Annotated in this window: 18 protein-coding genes; 8 read left to right on the forward strand and 10 right to left on the reverse strand. The window is 34.1% G+C overall.

What is annotated here, in order from left to right; all coding sequences use genetic code 11:
* Positions 1-237: 237 nt before the first annotated feature.
* Both ACIQYG_RS25805 and ACIQYG_RS25810 read right to left on the reverse strand, forming a co-directional pair.
* The gene (locus ACIQYG_RS25805; protein ID WP_402844159.1) at positions 238-1,692 is read right to left on the reverse strand and encodes a pyridoxal phosphate-dependent decarboxylase family protein; all 1,455 of its coding nucleotides are present in this window, start codon (positions 1,690-1,692) and stop codon (positions 238-240) included.
* 545 nt (positions 1,693-2,237) lie between these two features.
* Positions 2,238-2,873 carry an NAD(P)-dependent oxidoreductase gene (locus ACIQYG_RS25810; RefSeq protein WP_402844162.1) on the reverse strand — a complete coding sequence of 212 codons (636 nt, stop codon included), beginning with the start codon at positions 2,871-2,873 and terminating at the stop codon, positions 2,238-2,240.
* 533 nt (positions 2,874-3,406) lie between these two features.
* On the opposite strand from ACIQYG_RS25810, the gene sda reads away from it, so the two are divergent.
* From sda to ACIQYG_RS25830, 4 genes are all read left to right on the forward strand, one after another.
* Complete coding sequence (sda, locus tag ACIQYG_RS25815; RefSeq protein WP_402844163.1) at positions 3,407-3,553, forward strand: sporulation histidine kinase inhibitor Sda; 147 nt, start codon at positions 3,407-3,409, stop codon at positions 3,551-3,553.
* Positions 3,554-4,056: 503 nt separating this feature from the next.
* Entirely contained in the window at positions 4,057-5,091 is a 1,035-nt protein-coding gene (locus ACIQYG_RS25820) for a FecCD family ABC transporter permease (RefSeq protein WP_402844166.1), read from the forward strand.
* Positions 5,092-5,104: 13 nt separating this feature from the next.
* Complete coding sequence (locus ACIQYG_RS25825) at positions 5,105-6,109, forward strand: FecCD family ABC transporter permease (protein WP_402844205.1); 1,005 nt, start codon at positions 5,105-5,107, stop codon at positions 6,107-6,109.
* Positions 6,110-6,130: 21 nt separating this feature from the next.
* Positions 6,131-7,045: an iron-hydroxamate ABC transporter substrate-binding protein gene (locus ACIQYG_RS25830; RefSeq protein WP_402844169.1), complete on the forward strand. Its 915-nt coding sequence runs from the start codon at positions 6,131-6,133 to the stop codon at positions 7,043-7,045.
* Positions 7,046-7,542: 497 nt separating this feature from the next.
* Here ACIQYG_RS25830 and ACIQYG_RS25835 read toward each other — a convergent pair whose 3' ends face one another.
* The 5 genes from ACIQYG_RS25835 to ACIQYG_RS25855 form a co-directional block, all read right to left on the reverse strand.
* Positions 7,543-7,992: a hypothetical protein gene (locus ACIQYG_RS25835; protein ID WP_402844172.1), complete on the reverse strand. Its 450-nt coding sequence runs from the start codon at positions 7,990-7,992 to the stop codon at positions 7,543-7,545.
* A 230-nt stretch (positions 7,993-8,222) separates the two neighbouring features.
* Complete coding sequence (gene plsY / locus ACIQYG_RS25840) at positions 8,223-8,807, reverse strand: glycerol-3-phosphate 1-O-acyltransferase PlsY (RefSeq protein ID WP_402844175.1); 585 nt, start codon at positions 8,805-8,807, stop codon at positions 8,223-8,225.
* Positions 8,808-8,969: 162 nt separating this feature from the next.
* Positions 8,970-9,875 (reverse strand): hypothetical protein, encoded by a 906-nt coding sequence (locus tag ACIQYG_RS25845; RefSeq protein ID WP_402844178.1) that lies wholly within the window; start codon positions 9,873-9,875, stop codon positions 8,970-8,972.
* A 249-nt stretch (positions 9,876-10,124) separates the two neighbouring features.
* Positions 10,125-10,541 carry a hypothetical protein gene (locus ACIQYG_RS25850; protein WP_402844181.1) on the reverse strand — a complete coding sequence of 139 codons (417 nt, stop codon included), beginning with the start codon at positions 10,539-10,541 and terminating at the stop codon, positions 10,125-10,127.
* 88 nt (positions 10,542-10,629) lie between these two features.
* Positions 10,630-10,731 (reverse strand): LPXTG cell wall anchor domain-containing protein, encoded by a 102-nt coding sequence (locus tag ACIQYG_RS25855; RefSeq protein ID WP_275728507.1) that lies wholly within the window; start codon positions 10,729-10,731, stop codon positions 10,630-10,632.
* Between the two features lie 360 nt (positions 10,732-11,091).
* Here ACIQYG_RS25855 and ACIQYG_RS25860 point away from each other — a divergent pair, with 360 nt between their 5' ends.
* The 4 genes from ACIQYG_RS25860 (at position 11,092) to ACIQYG_RS25875 (ending at position 14,833) form a co-directional block, all read left to right on the forward strand.
* Positions 11,092-11,634, forward strand: a complete 543-nt coding sequence (locus ACIQYG_RS25860) for a sigma-70 family RNA polymerase sigma factor (protein WP_402844187.1) — start codon at positions 11,092-11,094, stop codon at positions 11,632-11,634.
* The gene (locus tag ACIQYG_RS25865) at positions 11,624-12,043 is read left to right on the forward strand and encodes a PadR family transcriptional regulator (protein ID WP_402844188.1); all 420 of its coding nucleotides are present in this window, start codon (positions 11,624-11,626) and stop codon (positions 12,041-12,043) included. Before ACIQYG_RS25860 ends, ACIQYG_RS25865 begins: the two co-directional genes overlap by 11 nt.
* Positions 12,040-13,314, forward strand: coding sequence for an FtsW/RodA/SpoVE family cell cycle protein (locus ACIQYG_RS25870; RefSeq protein ID WP_402844191.1), 1,275 nt, complete (start codon positions 12,040-12,042; stop codon positions 13,312-13,314). Before ACIQYG_RS25865 ends, ACIQYG_RS25870 begins: the two co-directional genes overlap by 4 nt.
* A 709-nt stretch (positions 13,315-14,023) precedes the next feature.
* Positions 14,024-14,833: an aminoglycoside adenylyltransferase domain-containing protein gene (locus ACIQYG_RS25875; protein ID WP_402844194.1), complete on the forward strand. Its 810-nt coding sequence runs from the start codon at positions 14,024-14,026 to the stop codon at positions 14,831-14,833.
* A gap of 426 nt (positions 14,834-15,259) precedes the next feature.
* On the opposite strand, the gene ACIQYG_RS25880 is transcribed toward ACIQYG_RS25875, so the two are convergent.
* From ACIQYG_RS25880 to ACIQYG_RS25890, 3 genes are all read right to left on the reverse strand, one after another.
* Positions 15,260-15,610 carry a hypothetical protein gene (locus tag ACIQYG_RS25880; protein WP_402844197.1) on the reverse strand — a complete coding sequence of 117 codons (351 nt, stop codon included), beginning with the start codon at positions 15,608-15,610 and terminating at the stop codon, positions 15,260-15,262.
* Positions 15,611-15,880: 270 nt separating this feature from the next.
* Positions 15,881-16,048 (reverse strand): hypothetical protein, encoded by a 168-nt coding sequence (locus ACIQYG_RS25885; protein WP_402844200.1) that lies wholly within the window; start codon positions 16,046-16,048, stop codon positions 15,881-15,883.
* 150 nt (positions 16,049-16,198) lie between these two features.
* Positions 16,199-16,363, reverse strand: a complete 165-nt coding sequence (locus ACIQYG_RS25890; RefSeq protein ID WP_402844202.1) for a hypothetical protein — start codon at positions 16,361-16,363, stop codon at positions 16,199-16,201.
* Between the last annotated feature and the right edge of the window lie 161 nt (positions 16,364-16,524).

Raw genomic sequence — 16,524 nt, forward strand, 5'->3', positions numbered from 1 at the left:
GACACCCTTGCATTAAGCTAACCACTACTACTGCCTTCATGGTTCGGGACTTTCACCCTATAGATTGCACCCATGCCGGGCGCACGAAAAAGCTGTCTTAAAGACAGCTCTGATCTAGCTAACGCACCCGTTAGTTCATTAAGATAAGCGATTCTTTTTAAAGAATCGCGCACATTTGTTGAAGATTAAATCCTATTGAATTCAATTGTACTTATTGAATTATAGCACCCAGTTAATTTAATAGGATTTATAACTATGGTGATTTATATAAAATTCATCTATCTTACTAAATATTTTTTGTATAGTTGAGATTGGAGTATATGGATTTAATAGAACTGCTCTTAACCAACGTTCTCCTCTATAAGTTGGCAAGGAGAAAAATACACGTTCTTCATTAAGCAGATACTGTTGCAACTCTAAGTTCCATTGGTCCCATTGATTAGAATCTAGATATTTTGGTCTTCCTCTAAAACAACACAAATTTGTATCAGGTTCACTTGCTAGTTCTATGTAGGAGCGTTTTTTAACTTGCACTACAAATTCCTCGACTAATAAATAACTTTCATTCAATAGTTGGTCGTAACCTTTTAATCCAATGTGTTGAAGAGACAAATATAACTTTAAAATGTCAGCATGACGGGTGCCTTGAACACTAACTTCACCTAAATTTGTAAAATTTGTATCATTCATATATGGAGCAGAAATTCGGAAATCCGTTTCCAATAAGTCTCGATTCTTAAATAAAACCATAGCACATGTTTTTGCAACGTACATCCATTTTTGAGGGTTAAAAGTTATAGAATCTGCCCCTTCAATACCAGAAAGTAGGTGGCGATTCTTCTCTGAAAATACTAATGCCCCACCATAAGCAGCATCTACATGTAACCAGAGCCCATACTTCTTTGCTGTTTCTGCAATGGATAGAATGGGGTCAATACTACCCGTTACAGTTGTTCCAGCCGTTGCCACAACTGCAAAAGGCTTTTTCCCTTCTTCAAACATTTTAATAATTTGTTTCTCTAAGTCGGAGATATCCATCTGAGAATTATGATTACTTTTTACTGCGATTACACTAGAGGTACCTAATCCTAATAACATTGCTGCTTTATGAAGAGAAGTATGGCTCACTTCTGATACTAAAATTACTGGTTGTTCTTTTAATCCAGTTAATCCTGCCTCTTTAACCTGTAATTTATGGTTTCGAGCAACTGCAAGGGCTTGAAGGTTAGCAAGGCTCCCTCCACTAGTCATTACTCCTCCACCCTTTTCATCAAATCCAAACATATGTGCAATTTTTTGAAGTACTTGAACTTCCATTTGAGAGAATACAGGTGACATTTCAAGACTCAACATATTGTTATTAATAGCCGTTGTTACAAATTCACCCAAACAGGAAATTAAAGTAGGGATTGAGTCCATGTGACCAATATAGTTAGGAGTTAGAGGATTCATTGAATTTCTTAATATCTCTTGTAATTGTAGAAGAATATCTTCAGTTGGAGCTCCTTGCATGGTAAACTCACCAAAATTATAATTTTCTATTTGAGCTAAAGATGGACGTTGCTCAGAATTAGCAGAATTCTCTATAACCAAATCCATAACTTTTCTAATTAGGCTCTTAACTTCGTCAATATTTTGACCATTCGGTTCAATAAAAGAGTCATTCGGAAGAAAATTAATATTCATAATCATCACTCTACTCTCGGAATTATTGCACTTATTATAACAATCGAACAGATAGATTCAAGAAAAATATGGAATACCTCTTATGAATAAATAAAAGCAATCATCATAAATACAACACTGTTCTTCTTCAAATATCCTGCCCCAATAGTTGCATACAAAAAAGGCTGCCTTAAAGACAGCCCCGATCTTCAGCTAACGCACCCGTTAGCCTGACTCCGACTACCACGGTGTACCACCGACTGTCGCCCTTTATGGGTAGCACTTATGGGAGATTAATCCTTTTTTGGTCGTCGCGCTAGCCTCTACTTAACATGCTATGATTGGAGGTTTTTGTTTAACGATTGAACAAACTCAATCAGATTACTCATAAGGCTCAGCCTTTTTTTAAAAAGCGTTTTTACTGGGTCTATTTTGTTGTAGTTTTTACTGAATTTTGCGCTTTTTATAAGAAAAGCAAAACTTCTTCAAGTATCGCGCCCTATAACGGAAAAACTAAGTAGCTTCTATCTAGCTGGTTAATTGAAAAGAAATTTTTTCCATCCACTAATATTTTAGTTGGCTATAAAAGGAGTTTTCTTTATGTATTTATTATCACTGATCTGATTAATGATAAAATCTGCGATATCTATATTCGTAATTTTTATTCCCGGCATATCGGTTAAGCTTTCCTTTATATTACCAGCAGATGATCCCTCAACTACAAATGGCAAACGTACAAGTGTCCAATCAACATCACTGCTTGCAAGAATCTCAAGTTCCATTTTTTTATCTGCCATCATTTTCGGAAATAAGAATCTAAATATCCTTGCTCCAATTTTATTTATTATGTTCTTATTATCTCCGTTAATATCAAGTGATCCTCCTGTAACACCAATGTATCTTCTAATTTCTAATTCATTCATTGCAGTAAGGATGAATTTTGTTACAACACTGTAAATAGGGAAATCTTTTAAGGGTTGACCTAAAGTATTGATAACAATATGACAACCCTTAAGAAACGACCGAATAGAATTTATATCTTGTGCGTCTCCTTTCACAATCTCAATTCGTTCATCAGTATTAGTTAATCTAGTAGGATCTCTAACAAGCATACGAACTTGATATCCATCTTCTAATGCCCTTTTTGCAATAAATCGTCCTACCTTTCCGTTCCCTCCTACGATGGCTAGCTTGAAAGAATGCTTCATTTTTCCTCCTCTTGAAAAATTATTTGAACGTCACAATTACTCTTATTTATTATAATATTTATTACTTTAATATTATCCTTCTTGAGGTAACCTGTTCCATTCGTTTAAGTAAACTAATTCACAATCCTATGTCAATTTTAACATAAATATCCAGTCTTGTTCTGGAGTCTAGTTCCATTAAATTGCCCTTTAACGGAACAACTCTATTTTCAATCAACAGTTCATTAATCCGCCTTTTCTTTCACTATAAAACACCCCTTTAGATAACCATATCCAAAGGGGAAAACGTCGTAACTTTTTTATAAATATCGCGACTTTATTCAAAACATCGCATCTTTTTTATAAACATCGTGACTTTATTTCAATGCTACATGTAAACTAGGAAAACTATATATATTGCATTTATTGATGTCGGTTTATGTTGTTTTATGTAGATTAAAATATAGAATAAATATGAAACCTTTTTGTTGCAAAAAAGTTCACTCTATATTTTAAGTTAGAGACTTAAACGTGGTTTTAAAGAAAGGGAATATATGAAAAAATTAAATGATCAACTATTGATAGACTCATACCATAAAGCAATTGAATTAGACTTAGACAAAAAATTTATTCTCGTCCTAGAAGAAGAATTGAAGAGAAGAGGTTTACCCCTTATCGATCAAAAAGATAAGCGTAACTAATTAGTATAACTTTAAATCTTTGCTCTTATTTTTTAACCCAAACTAATAATTATTGTTCCTTAGTAGTCAATTCTCTTTATAAGACTTGTTTAAATTTCCTGCCAACAAAAAGCGAAAAACGCTATTATTCCTGTAATATCATGAAAAGGCTGGTGTTTTTTTTATGTATCGCAGGATTTCAGTCGAACTTACCCTCTTTTCACAGGAACTACAACGATTTTCACCTCCAAAAGCTCTCCAAGAGCTAGCCAAAAAGTAGTGAGTACTTCCCTAAGTCCTAAAGGACTCAATCAACGATTTAATCCTTCGGCTGTCAAGCTCTTACGACAGAGTATTTACTTCCTTATTTACTCAAAACCTTTATACATTTCAAGTTCTTCCTTATCGTTACGCTTCTCAAATTAACGTATTAAAAAATAGATTGATTTCAACAAAGAGTAAAGATATAATCATCATGATAATGATTATCAATATCAATTGTTGAAAAGTAAAGGATGAATTTAATGTTACATAATCCCTCTCTAAAGGGACTCAAAAATCGTTCAAGTGTTTTTCTGCTAATGTGTTTATTCATTCTGGTGATTCTTGGATTAGTGGTGTGCCTGTTTTTGGCTGTAACATTTGGGGCAAAAGAGGTTACCTTCAATACTGTGTGGTCAGCGATTTTTAATTATGATCCTACATTGACACAGCAACAGATTATTCACGAACTACGGCTTCCACGGGTGATTGGCGCTTCATTAGTCGGAGCAGCTTTTGCAGTTGCTGGGGCTTTAATGCAAGGAGTCACCCACAACCCCTTAGCTGACGCAGGAATACTTGGTATTAACGCAGGCTCAATGTTTGTGGTAGCCCTTAGTTTTGCTTTCTTTCCAAACATTCCGTATTCTATCTTGATGGTTTTTTCATTTATAGGAGCTGTATTGAGTACATTGTTCATTTTTATAATTGGCTCATCTGTGCCGGGAGGATTAACACCCATACGGTTAACAATCTCAGGTGCAGTTATAGCAGCGCTCTTACATTCACTTAGTTCAGGAGTGGCTATTTATTATGATTTGAGTCAAGATTTAGCCTTTTGGTATGCGGGAGGTGTTGCAGGGATAAAGTGGAATCATTTGAAAGTGTTGGTTCCTATTATTCTTATCGCAATTATTTGGGCAATATCGTTAGGGCGATCTGTGTCACTCATTTCAATGGGCAATGATATTGCCACCAATCTTGGTGTGAATACGACTCGTATTAGAATACTTGGAATAATAATAGCCGTTATTCTGGCAGGGGTTTCTGTTTCAGCCGTTGGTTCAATAGGTTTTGTTGGACTTGTAATCCCACATATTTCACGAAAATTGGTTGGAGGATATTATCAGCTCATCATTCCAATGTCAGCATTATTGGGTTCGATACTGTTAATACTGGCTGATTTGGGAGCCCGAACGTTGAACCCACCTAGAGAGCTGGCTATTGGTATAATGGTAGCCCTTGTCGGTGTTCCTTTTTTTCTCTATATTGCTCGTAAAGTAGGGAGGGACTTATAGGGTGAAATATCATATGAATGCAGACAACAAGAGGGCTTATACAGTTACTATGGTATTTATTTTAATTAGTGTAGTTGCAGTATTAATAAGCTTGAATACAGGTACCCTGCGACTTTCACCTTTTAAAGTAATTCAAACGCTTTTTGGCTACGGTGATTTTAAAAGTTCTACTATTCTGTTTGAATACCGTATCCCACGAATCTTGATTACCATGTTGGCGGGAGTTGGATTAGGAATTTCAGGTGCAATCCTACAAGGATTATCACGTAACCCTTTGGCAGATCCAGGAATTTTAGGCTTACATGCCGGTGCTTCCTTTGGTCTCATTATATTTGTTACATATTTTCATTCATTAGATGAAAAAGCATCAATTCTTATACCGTTATTTACCTCTTTAGGCGGAGTCTTAACTGCTTTTCTTATTGTTTTACTTGCCTATGATCGTTACAAAGGCATATTGCCCATTCGACTTATTCTTATTGGAATTGCGATTTCTGCTGGTTTTAGTGCTATTACACTTTTTCTTTCTCTTCGTCTCGATGAAGAAACCTACTCATTTGCTTCAAGATGGTTAGTTGGAAATGTATGGGGAAGGGATTGGATTCATGTTATTGCCCTTTTTCCGTGGATCCTTATTTTAGCACCTTATGCTTGGTTCCAATCTAACACATTAAATGCATTAACACTTGGTGATGACGTAGCGGCTGGCCTTGGTGCTTCTGTTCAAAAACAACGTTTGCTGATGCTGGCAACTGCTGTTGGTTTGTCATGTGCGAGTGTAGCGATGGCCGGCGGTATTGGATTTATTGGTCTAGTCGCCCCTCATCTTGCCCGTCGGCTTGTTGGCCCAATGTACCAACATTTCCTTCCTGTTTCAGGACTTATAGGGCTCATTATTTTGGTGCTTGCGGATACCATTGGTCGATCCATATTTCAGCCAAATGCTATTCCAGCTGGTATAGTCGTTGCCGCTATAGGAGCTCCCTATTTTCTTTATTTGCTCACAAAAACAAAATAACTTTTCAATTAAGGAGAAAAAATGAACAAGAAACTTACTATTTTATTTAGCATTATGTTAATTCTTATTTTGTCCGCCTGCGGACAAAATTCTTTAAATGATGGTAAATCAGCACAAAAAAATAAACCTAGGAGTGAAGAACTAAGAATCGCTTCACTTTCCATCCATCTAACAAATGATTTACTTGCATTAGGTATAACTCCAGTTGGTTCTGTTATTGGTGGGGAATTAAAAGATTTTCTGCCTCATGTGAAGGATCAATTAAAAGATACGCAAAAACTTGGACCTGTAAAAGATCCAGATATGGAAGCATTAATTGAACTAAACCCTTCTGTGATTTATCTAGATAAGGAATTTTCCGGAAAAGATGTATCAAAATATGAAAAAATCGCACCGACTAATGTATTTAATCTTGATGAAGGAACATGGAGAGATCATTTAAAGTCCGTAGGTAATCTTGTCGATCGTCAACAGCAAGCAGAAAAATTCATTTCAGATTATGAAAAACAAACAAAAGAAGTGAAAAATTTAATTGAAAATAAACTTGGTGAAGGCAGTAAAGTAATGGCAATACGTGTTACGGCAAAGGAGTTACGGGTATTTAGTACAAAACGACCAATGGGACCTATCCTATTTCAGGATTTAGGTTTTAAACCTGCCAATGGTGTTGAAGACATTGATAAAAATCTACCTTACGAAGTCATATCACAAGAAGTTCTCCCAGATTTCGATGCAGATGCTATATTTGTCATCGTCAACAGTGACGATGAGTCTCAGACAGCTTTTAAACAGTTAGAAGATACACCCATTTGGAAAGGATTGAAAGCAGTTAAAGGAAAACATGTATACGTAGTTCCGGATCAGCCATGGCTTGACTATTCAGCACTAGGAAATAAAATGGCCATGGACAACGCAAAAGAAATCTTTTCACAATAATAGACCAGAGATATTTTTTATCTCATAATAACTATTAGGTATTTCTGTTACCAGAATAAATATTATTAAGGTAAAACCTATCGAATTATCTTACCCCCGTCTCGTAGATTATTCAAAAAAGCCTGCCCAGCCTTTCTTAAATTGTCATTAGAGGAAGTAAGCATGCAAAAAAGCTCTTATTATTTAGGAGCTTTTTTGGTGTGTAAAAGTATATTGATTTTAGCCTTCCTTATCAACAATTTGATAAGATTACATAAATCGGATACTAAGTATGATGGAAAACAATAACGTGGATTAACATGCCCCGTTAGTTCCATAAAGAAAAAGCTGCCTTGAAGACAGCTCTGATTTTCAGCTAACGCACCGTTAGTTCATTAAGAAAAGCGAACCTTATTCAAGAATCGCGCCCGATTGTTGAAGATCGTCCTGGAACATCCACGCTGCAAGGATATTCAAGATAAGCCCAATTCTACCCGTTAGCTTAATAAGACTTAGCTTCAATTCTTGATTAAGTCTCCTCCAGTACTAAATTGTTGTTTATTATCAACGGTTTCCATATAACCTATTAATTGAATACTAGGATTATCTATTCCTAACATGGATTTATCACCCATACCTTCAAACGGCATAAAAACATTTAATGTAATCTTTTCCCCTGGTTGAATATCTAATTTGTTTCCCTTAGCTTCAACTTTATATTCATTACCTTTATAAGCACTTTCACCGTGTTTTATAGGGAAGGAAACAAAAACATTATTTTGCTTTATAACATAATCACTACCATTTATCAATTTTATGGAATATGATATTCCTTCTTCTAGAGTTTTCTTTTCAATTAACTCTAGCTTAATTTTTCTAATATCATTTAAAGTATACTTTTTTTCACTAACGCATCCTGCTAATAATACCAAGATTAATATAAAAGAAGATAATAATTTGAATTTCAAACATAAGCCCCCTCACTATTTGTGTTTTACCATTTTAACATTAAATCCCATTTTAAGATGTAGTTAATTAACGCACCTTGTTAAACTAACCTGCCCCGTTAGTTCCATAAAGAAAAAGCTGCCTTTTAAAGACAGCTCTGATCTTAAGCTAACTCACCCGTTAGTTTAAGTACAACTCTTCACAATCTGCTCTCTAGCTATTACGAAATAACTTGTATTTTCTGTAAGAATCATTTTTTCATACCTATTTTGTTTTCAGTTCCTTTTATAATTCTTTTGATATTTTGCCTATGTAAAATTATCACTAATACACTAATAAATAACGAAAGAGCTATAATGACTTTATCCTCAAATATTAGACTATAAATAAATATTGCTATTCCAGCTAGCATTGAACTTAGTGAAACATATTTAGAAAGTATCAAAGTTAATATAAATACCACAGAACCAGTCAAAGTACCTGAAGGTGTCAAAAATAATAAAACTCCTGTTGATGTCGCAACAGCTTTCCCGCCTTTAAACCCTGCAAAAATAGGAAATACGTGTCCCAATATGGCTAATAAACCACATATAATGGGGTTAACAGTAGAATTAACTATTTGGGGAAGTAAGCAAGCAAATGTACCTTTTAATAAATCAGCAATTGCAACAATTAGTCCTGCTTTCTTTCCAAGAACCCTAAAAGTATTGGTTGCACCAAGGTTCCCACTGCCGTAACCTCGAATATCGGTTTTATAGAATAGCTTACCGACAACTAAAGCAAATGAAATTGAACCAATCAAATAACTTAAAAATAAAGTTAAAATATTTAGCATAATATACCTTTCTTAATTGGTTAACTTTTTAGCATCTTCATCGTCACCTTTAGCAATGACTTTTACTTGCGCCCTTTCTGGAATGCCAAGTGACATAACTTTTAGATAAACACCTTCCGTTAGATGAAATTTAGCCTGCTAGATATCCAACAATATTTTCTATTATTCCTCACCAAAATTTACATCAAATAGATAATCAGATAATTCAGCACCTTCGAAGCTTTCTTGTGTGATATTTCCTTGATCATCTCTTTCTTCTCCCGTTTTCTTCATTGCAAATGTTGAAATATAATATCCTTCAACTGGTGACTGCTCATCATCTAATAATTGTATTTCTCCATTTGATATGACATGAGCTTGATTTTCTACTGCATAATTATTGAATCGTTCCCCTGTACTTTGTATAACATAGGAAGAAAAGTCACCCTTAGCATGAGTAATATCTTTAATATCAAGCACATTAAGATTTTCAAAAAAATGCTCAGCATCAATTAATCGATTGTATTGGAACCATGTTTCAAGCTGACTATTCATAACTTGATACCTATTCTTATCAATATCATATCGAATTTGATAGAGATTATAGCTACTGCCATTTTGCCCAAGTAGTTCCCATCTTAAGTCTGTAATTCTACCATCTTCAGTATAGTCTACTTCAAAATCCTCAAGCCTCAAACTGTTGTTCTCTAGATTTAATTCTTGCTTAACCAGTTCATATTCTTCTTGAAAGTTCATCTTATATACTGAACCAAGTTCATGTTCAATGAATATTGGGCGACTTTCCCATTCATCCATGGCATATGGTATGGTCCAATGGACGAATATAAATGCTATAAAACCAAAGACCGCAGTTATTCGTTTTACCTGTACATTTAACTTAGGTCGAAAAAATATCAGATACACTACAAACCCAAGTGGAATTGAAATTTGATTGAAATTAAAGGCAAATGAACCTAATATAAAATATCCTATTATTTTGAACGGAAAATAAGATTCTTTATCGTCATTTTTCCGCACTAAAAATAAAAAACTAACAATTAATATCACTGTGTAAACAATAGATGCCATTTTTAAGTCCCCCTATCTGGTAGGAAATCGCCTTGATTGCATATCCAGAATCGCCTAATAAATATGAATATTTTACCATTATTATAGTTATCCGAAAAGACATTAAGACTATTACTTAATAACAGACAAATTCAAAAAAGATTGGATTTATCATAACCAGGATTATCCTTATTAAACTAACCTGCCCCGATAGTTGCATAAAGAAAAAGCTACCTTAAAGACAGCTTTGATCTTCAGCTAACGTACCCGTTACTTAAGAAAATTATTTTTTAGCACTTGTGCATTATCTTTATCTAACTCTCCATAACTTTCGTTTTCATTATTGCTAATAATTGTTGCTGTACCTGCTCTTTCATTAAACCAAATTTCATATTCATAAAGTCTTTCAGGTATATTTTCATCAAAAGTGTAAAACAAAGTAGCTTCTACGTCTGGTTTTCTAGCCATTTTAACCACTTTATCATCCCATTTGATTTGTTCAAATGCCTGCCTTAGCATCTCTATTGATTCACTATCTGTTATCATTAAGACATCTTCGTAATTTCCTTCTGTATCAATTTTTTGAACATCTACTCTTGATAATTGTCCTTTTTCTTCCCCAATACAGCCAACCAATAACACCATAAAGACAAAAAGAGAAGTAAAATTTATTATCTTTTTCATCATACACCTCCATAAATTTAGACGTTAACATTACATAATAGTTCCAGCTTATCTTCAACTAACTCACCCGATTCTTGAATTAGAAATTTAATTAGCTTTTCTTGGTCTTCTTAAAAAATAAATAACCTAAAACACCTAAAATTAATGCTATACCTCCGAAAACAATAACTTGATATATAATATCCCCTAACATAACCTGTTCCTCCTATTCTAAAAAAACATTTTCCTAAATCTATATACGAGATTTTCCCTAAATAGGTTTCAACTGGTAGTTTGACTCTAAAAGTCTTATTAAACTAAACTGCCCCTTTAGTTCAATAAGAAAAAAACAAAATCAAGCATTGATTTCGTGGTTTATTATATTAATAAACGGTTTTACTTTTCTGATCGGATGTTGTCAGGCACGGGTATTCTACTACTCCTGTTCTGATTCTTAAAATGCTTTCTATATTTTTAGCTGTACTCCATAGTAACAAAGGGATAATTTTCAAAAAAAGAAAACCTTCTTATATGTACTATCGTCTATATATCTAGGAAGGAAGTGTGAACTGTTTTGGAGGAGTTTGTGTTGAAATGGTCTCAAATGAAAGATGACGAATCATTACTGGATGAAATGATGTCCCTTTATGGCCAGGATATTCTGCAATTGGTCTATTCCTATGTAAAAGATGCAGTTGTGGCAGAGGACCTGACACAGGAGATTTTCATCAAATGCTATAAGGCTCTGCCCACGTATAACCAACAATCAAATATAAGGACGTGGCTTTGGAGAATTGCTATTAACCATTGTAAGGATTATAGGAAAAGCTGGTACTTCCGAAAAGTTTCGACTGCGGAAGAGGAGCAGGAATGGACTTCTACCGATAATGTGGAAGAAGAGGTCATTCAGCAGGATGAAGACAGGCAGCTTGCTGTTGCAGTTATGGAGCTGCCTATCCAGTATCGCGAACTTATTTATCTCCATTATTTTCAGGAAATGAAGCTCAAGGAGATTTCTGAAATTACCGGGGTCAAACTTGGAACGGTGAAGACCAGGATGCGCCAGGCGAAAAGACGGTTAAAAACCTATTGGGAGGAATCCACCGATGGAAGATAAATTAGCACGCTTAAAATCGGCTATGAAAAAGCATACATTTCTTGATTTAAAATTCACGGAAAACCATAGGCACTCCATCCATACTGCCATCGAAAAGCAGGGTGTGAGTAGGGAAGACATTTTGATTGGTATTTTTAGATCTTTGGATGAGGAGAAAAGTGGTTATCAAATTAACGAAGCTCTTTACCAGAAAGGCATCCGGAAATATGAAAATAACGAAGGCTCCTTATATGCTGCCTTGCATGAGCTTGAGAAGGAAGGCTGGATCCAGTCTTTTTGGGAAACGGAAGAAAGAAAGCTCTATTCCTTGGATGAACGTGCGAAAAAGTGGCTAAAGAAAAAGGAATCTAAAAGTGGTTCTGCCTCTGCTCGTTGGCGGACAGCGTTTGAAGGAGGAAGAACCGATTGAGAAGCAATCATTTTTTAGATGAGGTTTCGTCTTATATCCGATCAAAAGAAGCAAAAAAATATATAGAAGCTGAATTAAAAGCCCATTTGCATCAAGCTAAAACTGAATTGGTCAAAAAAGGATATACAGAGGATGAAGCAGAGGAACTGGCTGTCCGGAATATGGGAAGCCCCTCTGACATTGGGCAGAAGATGGACAAGCTGCACAGGCCGAAGATTGATTGGAAGCTAATGAGCATGTTTCTGTTCATGTCAGCTACGGGCCTGTTTTTGTTTTGGTTCTTATTTAAGGATGGTAATTCATTATCAGTATTGAAGCAGGTATATTCTGTCACAGGAAGTGTAATTTTGGCCTGTGTCCTTCTTTTTTTCGATTATCGGAAATTTCAGAGATGGGGCTGGGTTTTCTTTACGATGGGATGTCTGATTCTTTATCAGTTCCAATTTTCCAATGTATTAGTGAACGGCAATCCTCGAATTAATATTATGGGTTTATTGTCGGTCGATTCGATTGTGGTTCTGCCAATTTTTCTGCTTGCCTGGGCCGGGATGCTGCAATCAAAAAAGATGAATGTTTATTTGGCTGCCATTTTATACGTTTGTTCTGCCTTTTTGTTTATGTTTACAGCCAACGAGCAGGCGGTAGCGATTTATTCATTGATGGTAGCTGTAATGGTCTGGAGGAGCAGCCTAAATAAAAGGAAAATCCTTATCACTGCAGCAGTCCTGCTTACTACATGTGTTTCACTTCTGCTTATATCCTTGAAGGATATAAAGGCCTATCAATTAGAAAGACTTTATTCGTTTGTGACGCCTGAAAAATTCAGTGAGACCTCGGGGTATATGCCTTTAAAACTAGAAAAGCTAATTGAGGATGCCGGATGGATTGGCCATTTTGGTTCCCTCGGAGCGATTGATTTTTCTAATGAAATGATGACGGATTTTATCTTTGTAACCATTACCTATACGCTTGGCTGGGCCGGGGCCTTACTCATTGGTCTGCTGTTTTTATGGATGATTTGGCGAATTTCCCGTATATTCCAAACTGTGAAAGACCCATTTGGGAAAATGCTTGTTTCCGGCAGTTTTGCCATATTCACTGCACAGGTAACTGTCAGCATCGGAATGTCTCTCGGCTTATTACCACTAATAAGTCTATCCCTGCCATTTATGAGTTATGGTGCTTTATCAGCGATGATTAACGCCTTCTTGTTTGGTCTGGTTTTAAGTGTGTATCACAAAAAGGATATTATACTGATGAAGAAAATATGAGAGTATGGTTTGTAGCTCATACTCTCTTTTCTGAAGAAACTAGGAATGGGTAAAGACATGAAGCTTTGAAAGATGCAATGAATCATGAGGATAATTATCAGGTGGAAATTCCCTAAAAATTGAATATATAGGAACCGATAAATAATCAGTAAGCCTATTTATCAAAATATAGAACTAATTAAGATCTATGTGTATTTTTGAAATCAAGATTGACCAAAATTCCCTCTTGAAACCACATATTAGTGTAAAAAAGAATCTATTTTGTAAAAAGATTGAAGAAATGGATTCTTTTTTTGTGATTCAGATACAATTCTTATAAAATTGTTTGATTGTTTTTAGTAATCCTTAATGAACTAAAGCACCCGTTAGTTTAAGTAGATTTCTTCACAAACTTTTTAGTATTTCAGTTAATACAGGAACGCTGCCCCATTAGTTCACTAAAGAAAACAAAATCAAGATTGATTACGGTTTATCATTTTTATAAACGATTAAACTTTATTCGAAAACGGTAGGATTTTATTTTAAAAATACAGTTAAAATTTAAAAAATGAAAAAAGCCTTTGATAAAAGGGCTTTTTACTTGAAGTTGCCGATAACTTTCATTACGGTAACTAGATTTGCATATCGTATACATTAATTTATATATTTCTAACTATTTCCAATTATTTCAAGGTAAAATTATATATAAACATGAAAGGGGATAATAGAATTGAATAGAATTCCTGAAATAATAAGGCCTTGCTTAAACAATTATATAAAGTATATAGAATCCCAATTTTCAAGCGATATTCTAGTAGGAGTTTATTTATATGGCTCTATCTCTTTAGGTGGATTTGATGAAAAGAAGAGTGATATAGACTTTGTGACTGTATTAAAAAGGAGTTTATCTCAAGAAGAAAGAAATTATTTGAAAACTGTACATAAAAAATTAAATTTAAATTCTTTTGGGAAAAGAATGGATGGAATTTATATTCCAATGAACGAGATAGGGAAAAGTAATAAAGAGTTATCTCCATATCTTTACTGTTCAAATGGAAAAATCAAAAGTGGATATTGGGATGTAAATGCTATTACATGGTGGATGGTAGAACAGTATGGAATAAAAGTGCACGGAAAAGAAATATCAGAACTGAATTTTCGATCAAAATGGATCCATGTAGTTAAAAACATGGAATACAATATAAATCATTACTGGAAAAACAAGTCTAAAAATACACTTATTTTTGTCTTTGATGACATGGTTGAATTTTGTGTCTTAACCATTAGCAGAATTTTAAGCACATTAGAAACTAAAAAAATCTTAACAAAAGTAGAGGGAGCAAAAAAAGCGAAAGAGATTTTACCAGAAAGATGGCATTTACTATTAAAAGAAGGGTTACGTCTACGTAATAAACCTAAATCACTTTCTTTATATAGTTCTAGATTAAAAAGAGCAATGGAATGTAGAAAATTCATCTTATATGCTCACAACTTGTGTAATGAAAAGTATTTTAGTGAAGTTAAAAAAGGTATAAATTAAGTTCTATCTTGCTGTTTGCTATGGAGAATTTCATTTACGTAAAATTGAAGTGAATAACGAAAAAAAAGTGTGGAATTGAAACAATGTTTGATTAAATTAATACAAGAAACCTTGATAAATGTATAAATAGAAAGAGCATGTTTTGAAAAAAGATGAATCAAAACATGCCCTTAAAATATTGAATTGGATTTTATTCTTTATAAAAAAGATTGATCATTTTTGTGTTCCTTAATGAACTATCCTGCCCCGTTAGTTGTTTAAGGAAACGATCCTTATTAAAGGACTCCCCCGAATTGTTAAAGACCGACGAACTTTTATTATTTATGTATCCTTTAATATCAAAAATTGTACATTCTAAAAGCCGCCTATAGGCGGACTTCTTATTGCGCTAGCCTGAATTAAACAGAAAACAATTAGGAAAAAATATTATTCTTCTGATGGGCTAACAAATAAAGAATCGGTTTGAGAAATTACACATAGCTTTTTTCCTTCTTTTTCATAGATTGTCATCGCCCCTTCTTGTGATTTTTTATCCCACCCCCAAAATTTAATAACCGTTAAATAATAAAGTGGAAGTCCGTTTCCTTCGGAGGCTGGACCCCATTTATATTCTTCATACATATTTTTATCGTCTTTTCTTATTAATTTGGCCCCTAATGGTATCGGGAATCCTTTATTTATTGCTGATTCACTATAAGATAAGAAAAAATAACTAAACATTGAAACTAAAATAATTATACTAATAATAAGAATAATAGCCTTTTTCTTTCTAAACAAAAAAATACTCCCCTTTTTACGGCTCTGAAAGTGCCCCCTGTTTTTAATTATTTAATCTCCCTCTATAAATTTTACTTTTAAATACAATATTTTAATCCACATATCGGTAATAACCTACTTCAATAATCTGTCCCATTAGCTGTATAAGGGTGATTTTTGTTTGAATATGACAGTACGATAATTTTTAAAATCATACTTAAAAAGGCAGCCAATTGTCGGCCTTTTTATGAAGCTAACGCACCCGTTAGTTCATTAAAGCTAGTTTATTTATTATTTGTGATTTTTCAATATTTGAACCTCTTCCTCTAGTTTATCGATTTTTTGTTGAAGTTTTTTCTTAGGTTCTAAAATCCTTCGTCCTAATATAACGAAGAAGCCGGTAATAGCAATAACTACCCCAGCAGAAGCTATAAACAATATCAAGGTAATGTCAAACATAGAAACAACTCCTAATTTATTCTTGGTATTTCATATACGAAAATTGAACAACAAAGTTTTATTTTTCTTTCACTATAAGAAAAAGAGCTGCTGATCAGTTCCTGATAATGAAGTAAAGCACCTGTTGGTTCATTAAGAAAAAAAAGAAATTTAAATTGAAATAATTCGTCCCCAGTATGCCACCAGAATTAACAAAAATAAGATAGCAGAAATAACAAACACTTTTTTACTGTTATTTTCATATTCTTCCCCATTTTGCCACATTTTCTTTCTATATTTCATTTGTACCTTTTTCTTTTTATCATTTAATTTCATATAGAGGGTAGACTCCTAAGTGAAAAATAATTAAACTAATTTTACCACAAAAACCCATTCCCCTTGTTGAACTCCCTCAGTTTGATGCGAATATCTCTCGAATGCTCACTTATTCGCAGGATTTCACAACCCTTTTAATTAGACTTATGGGTAAATGAAAT

This window comes from Peribacillus sp. NPDC096622, assembly GCF_044762665.1.
GTDB classification, from domain to species: domain Bacteria; phylum Bacillota; class Bacilli; order Bacillales; family DSM-1321; genus Peribacillus; species Peribacillus frigoritolerans_B.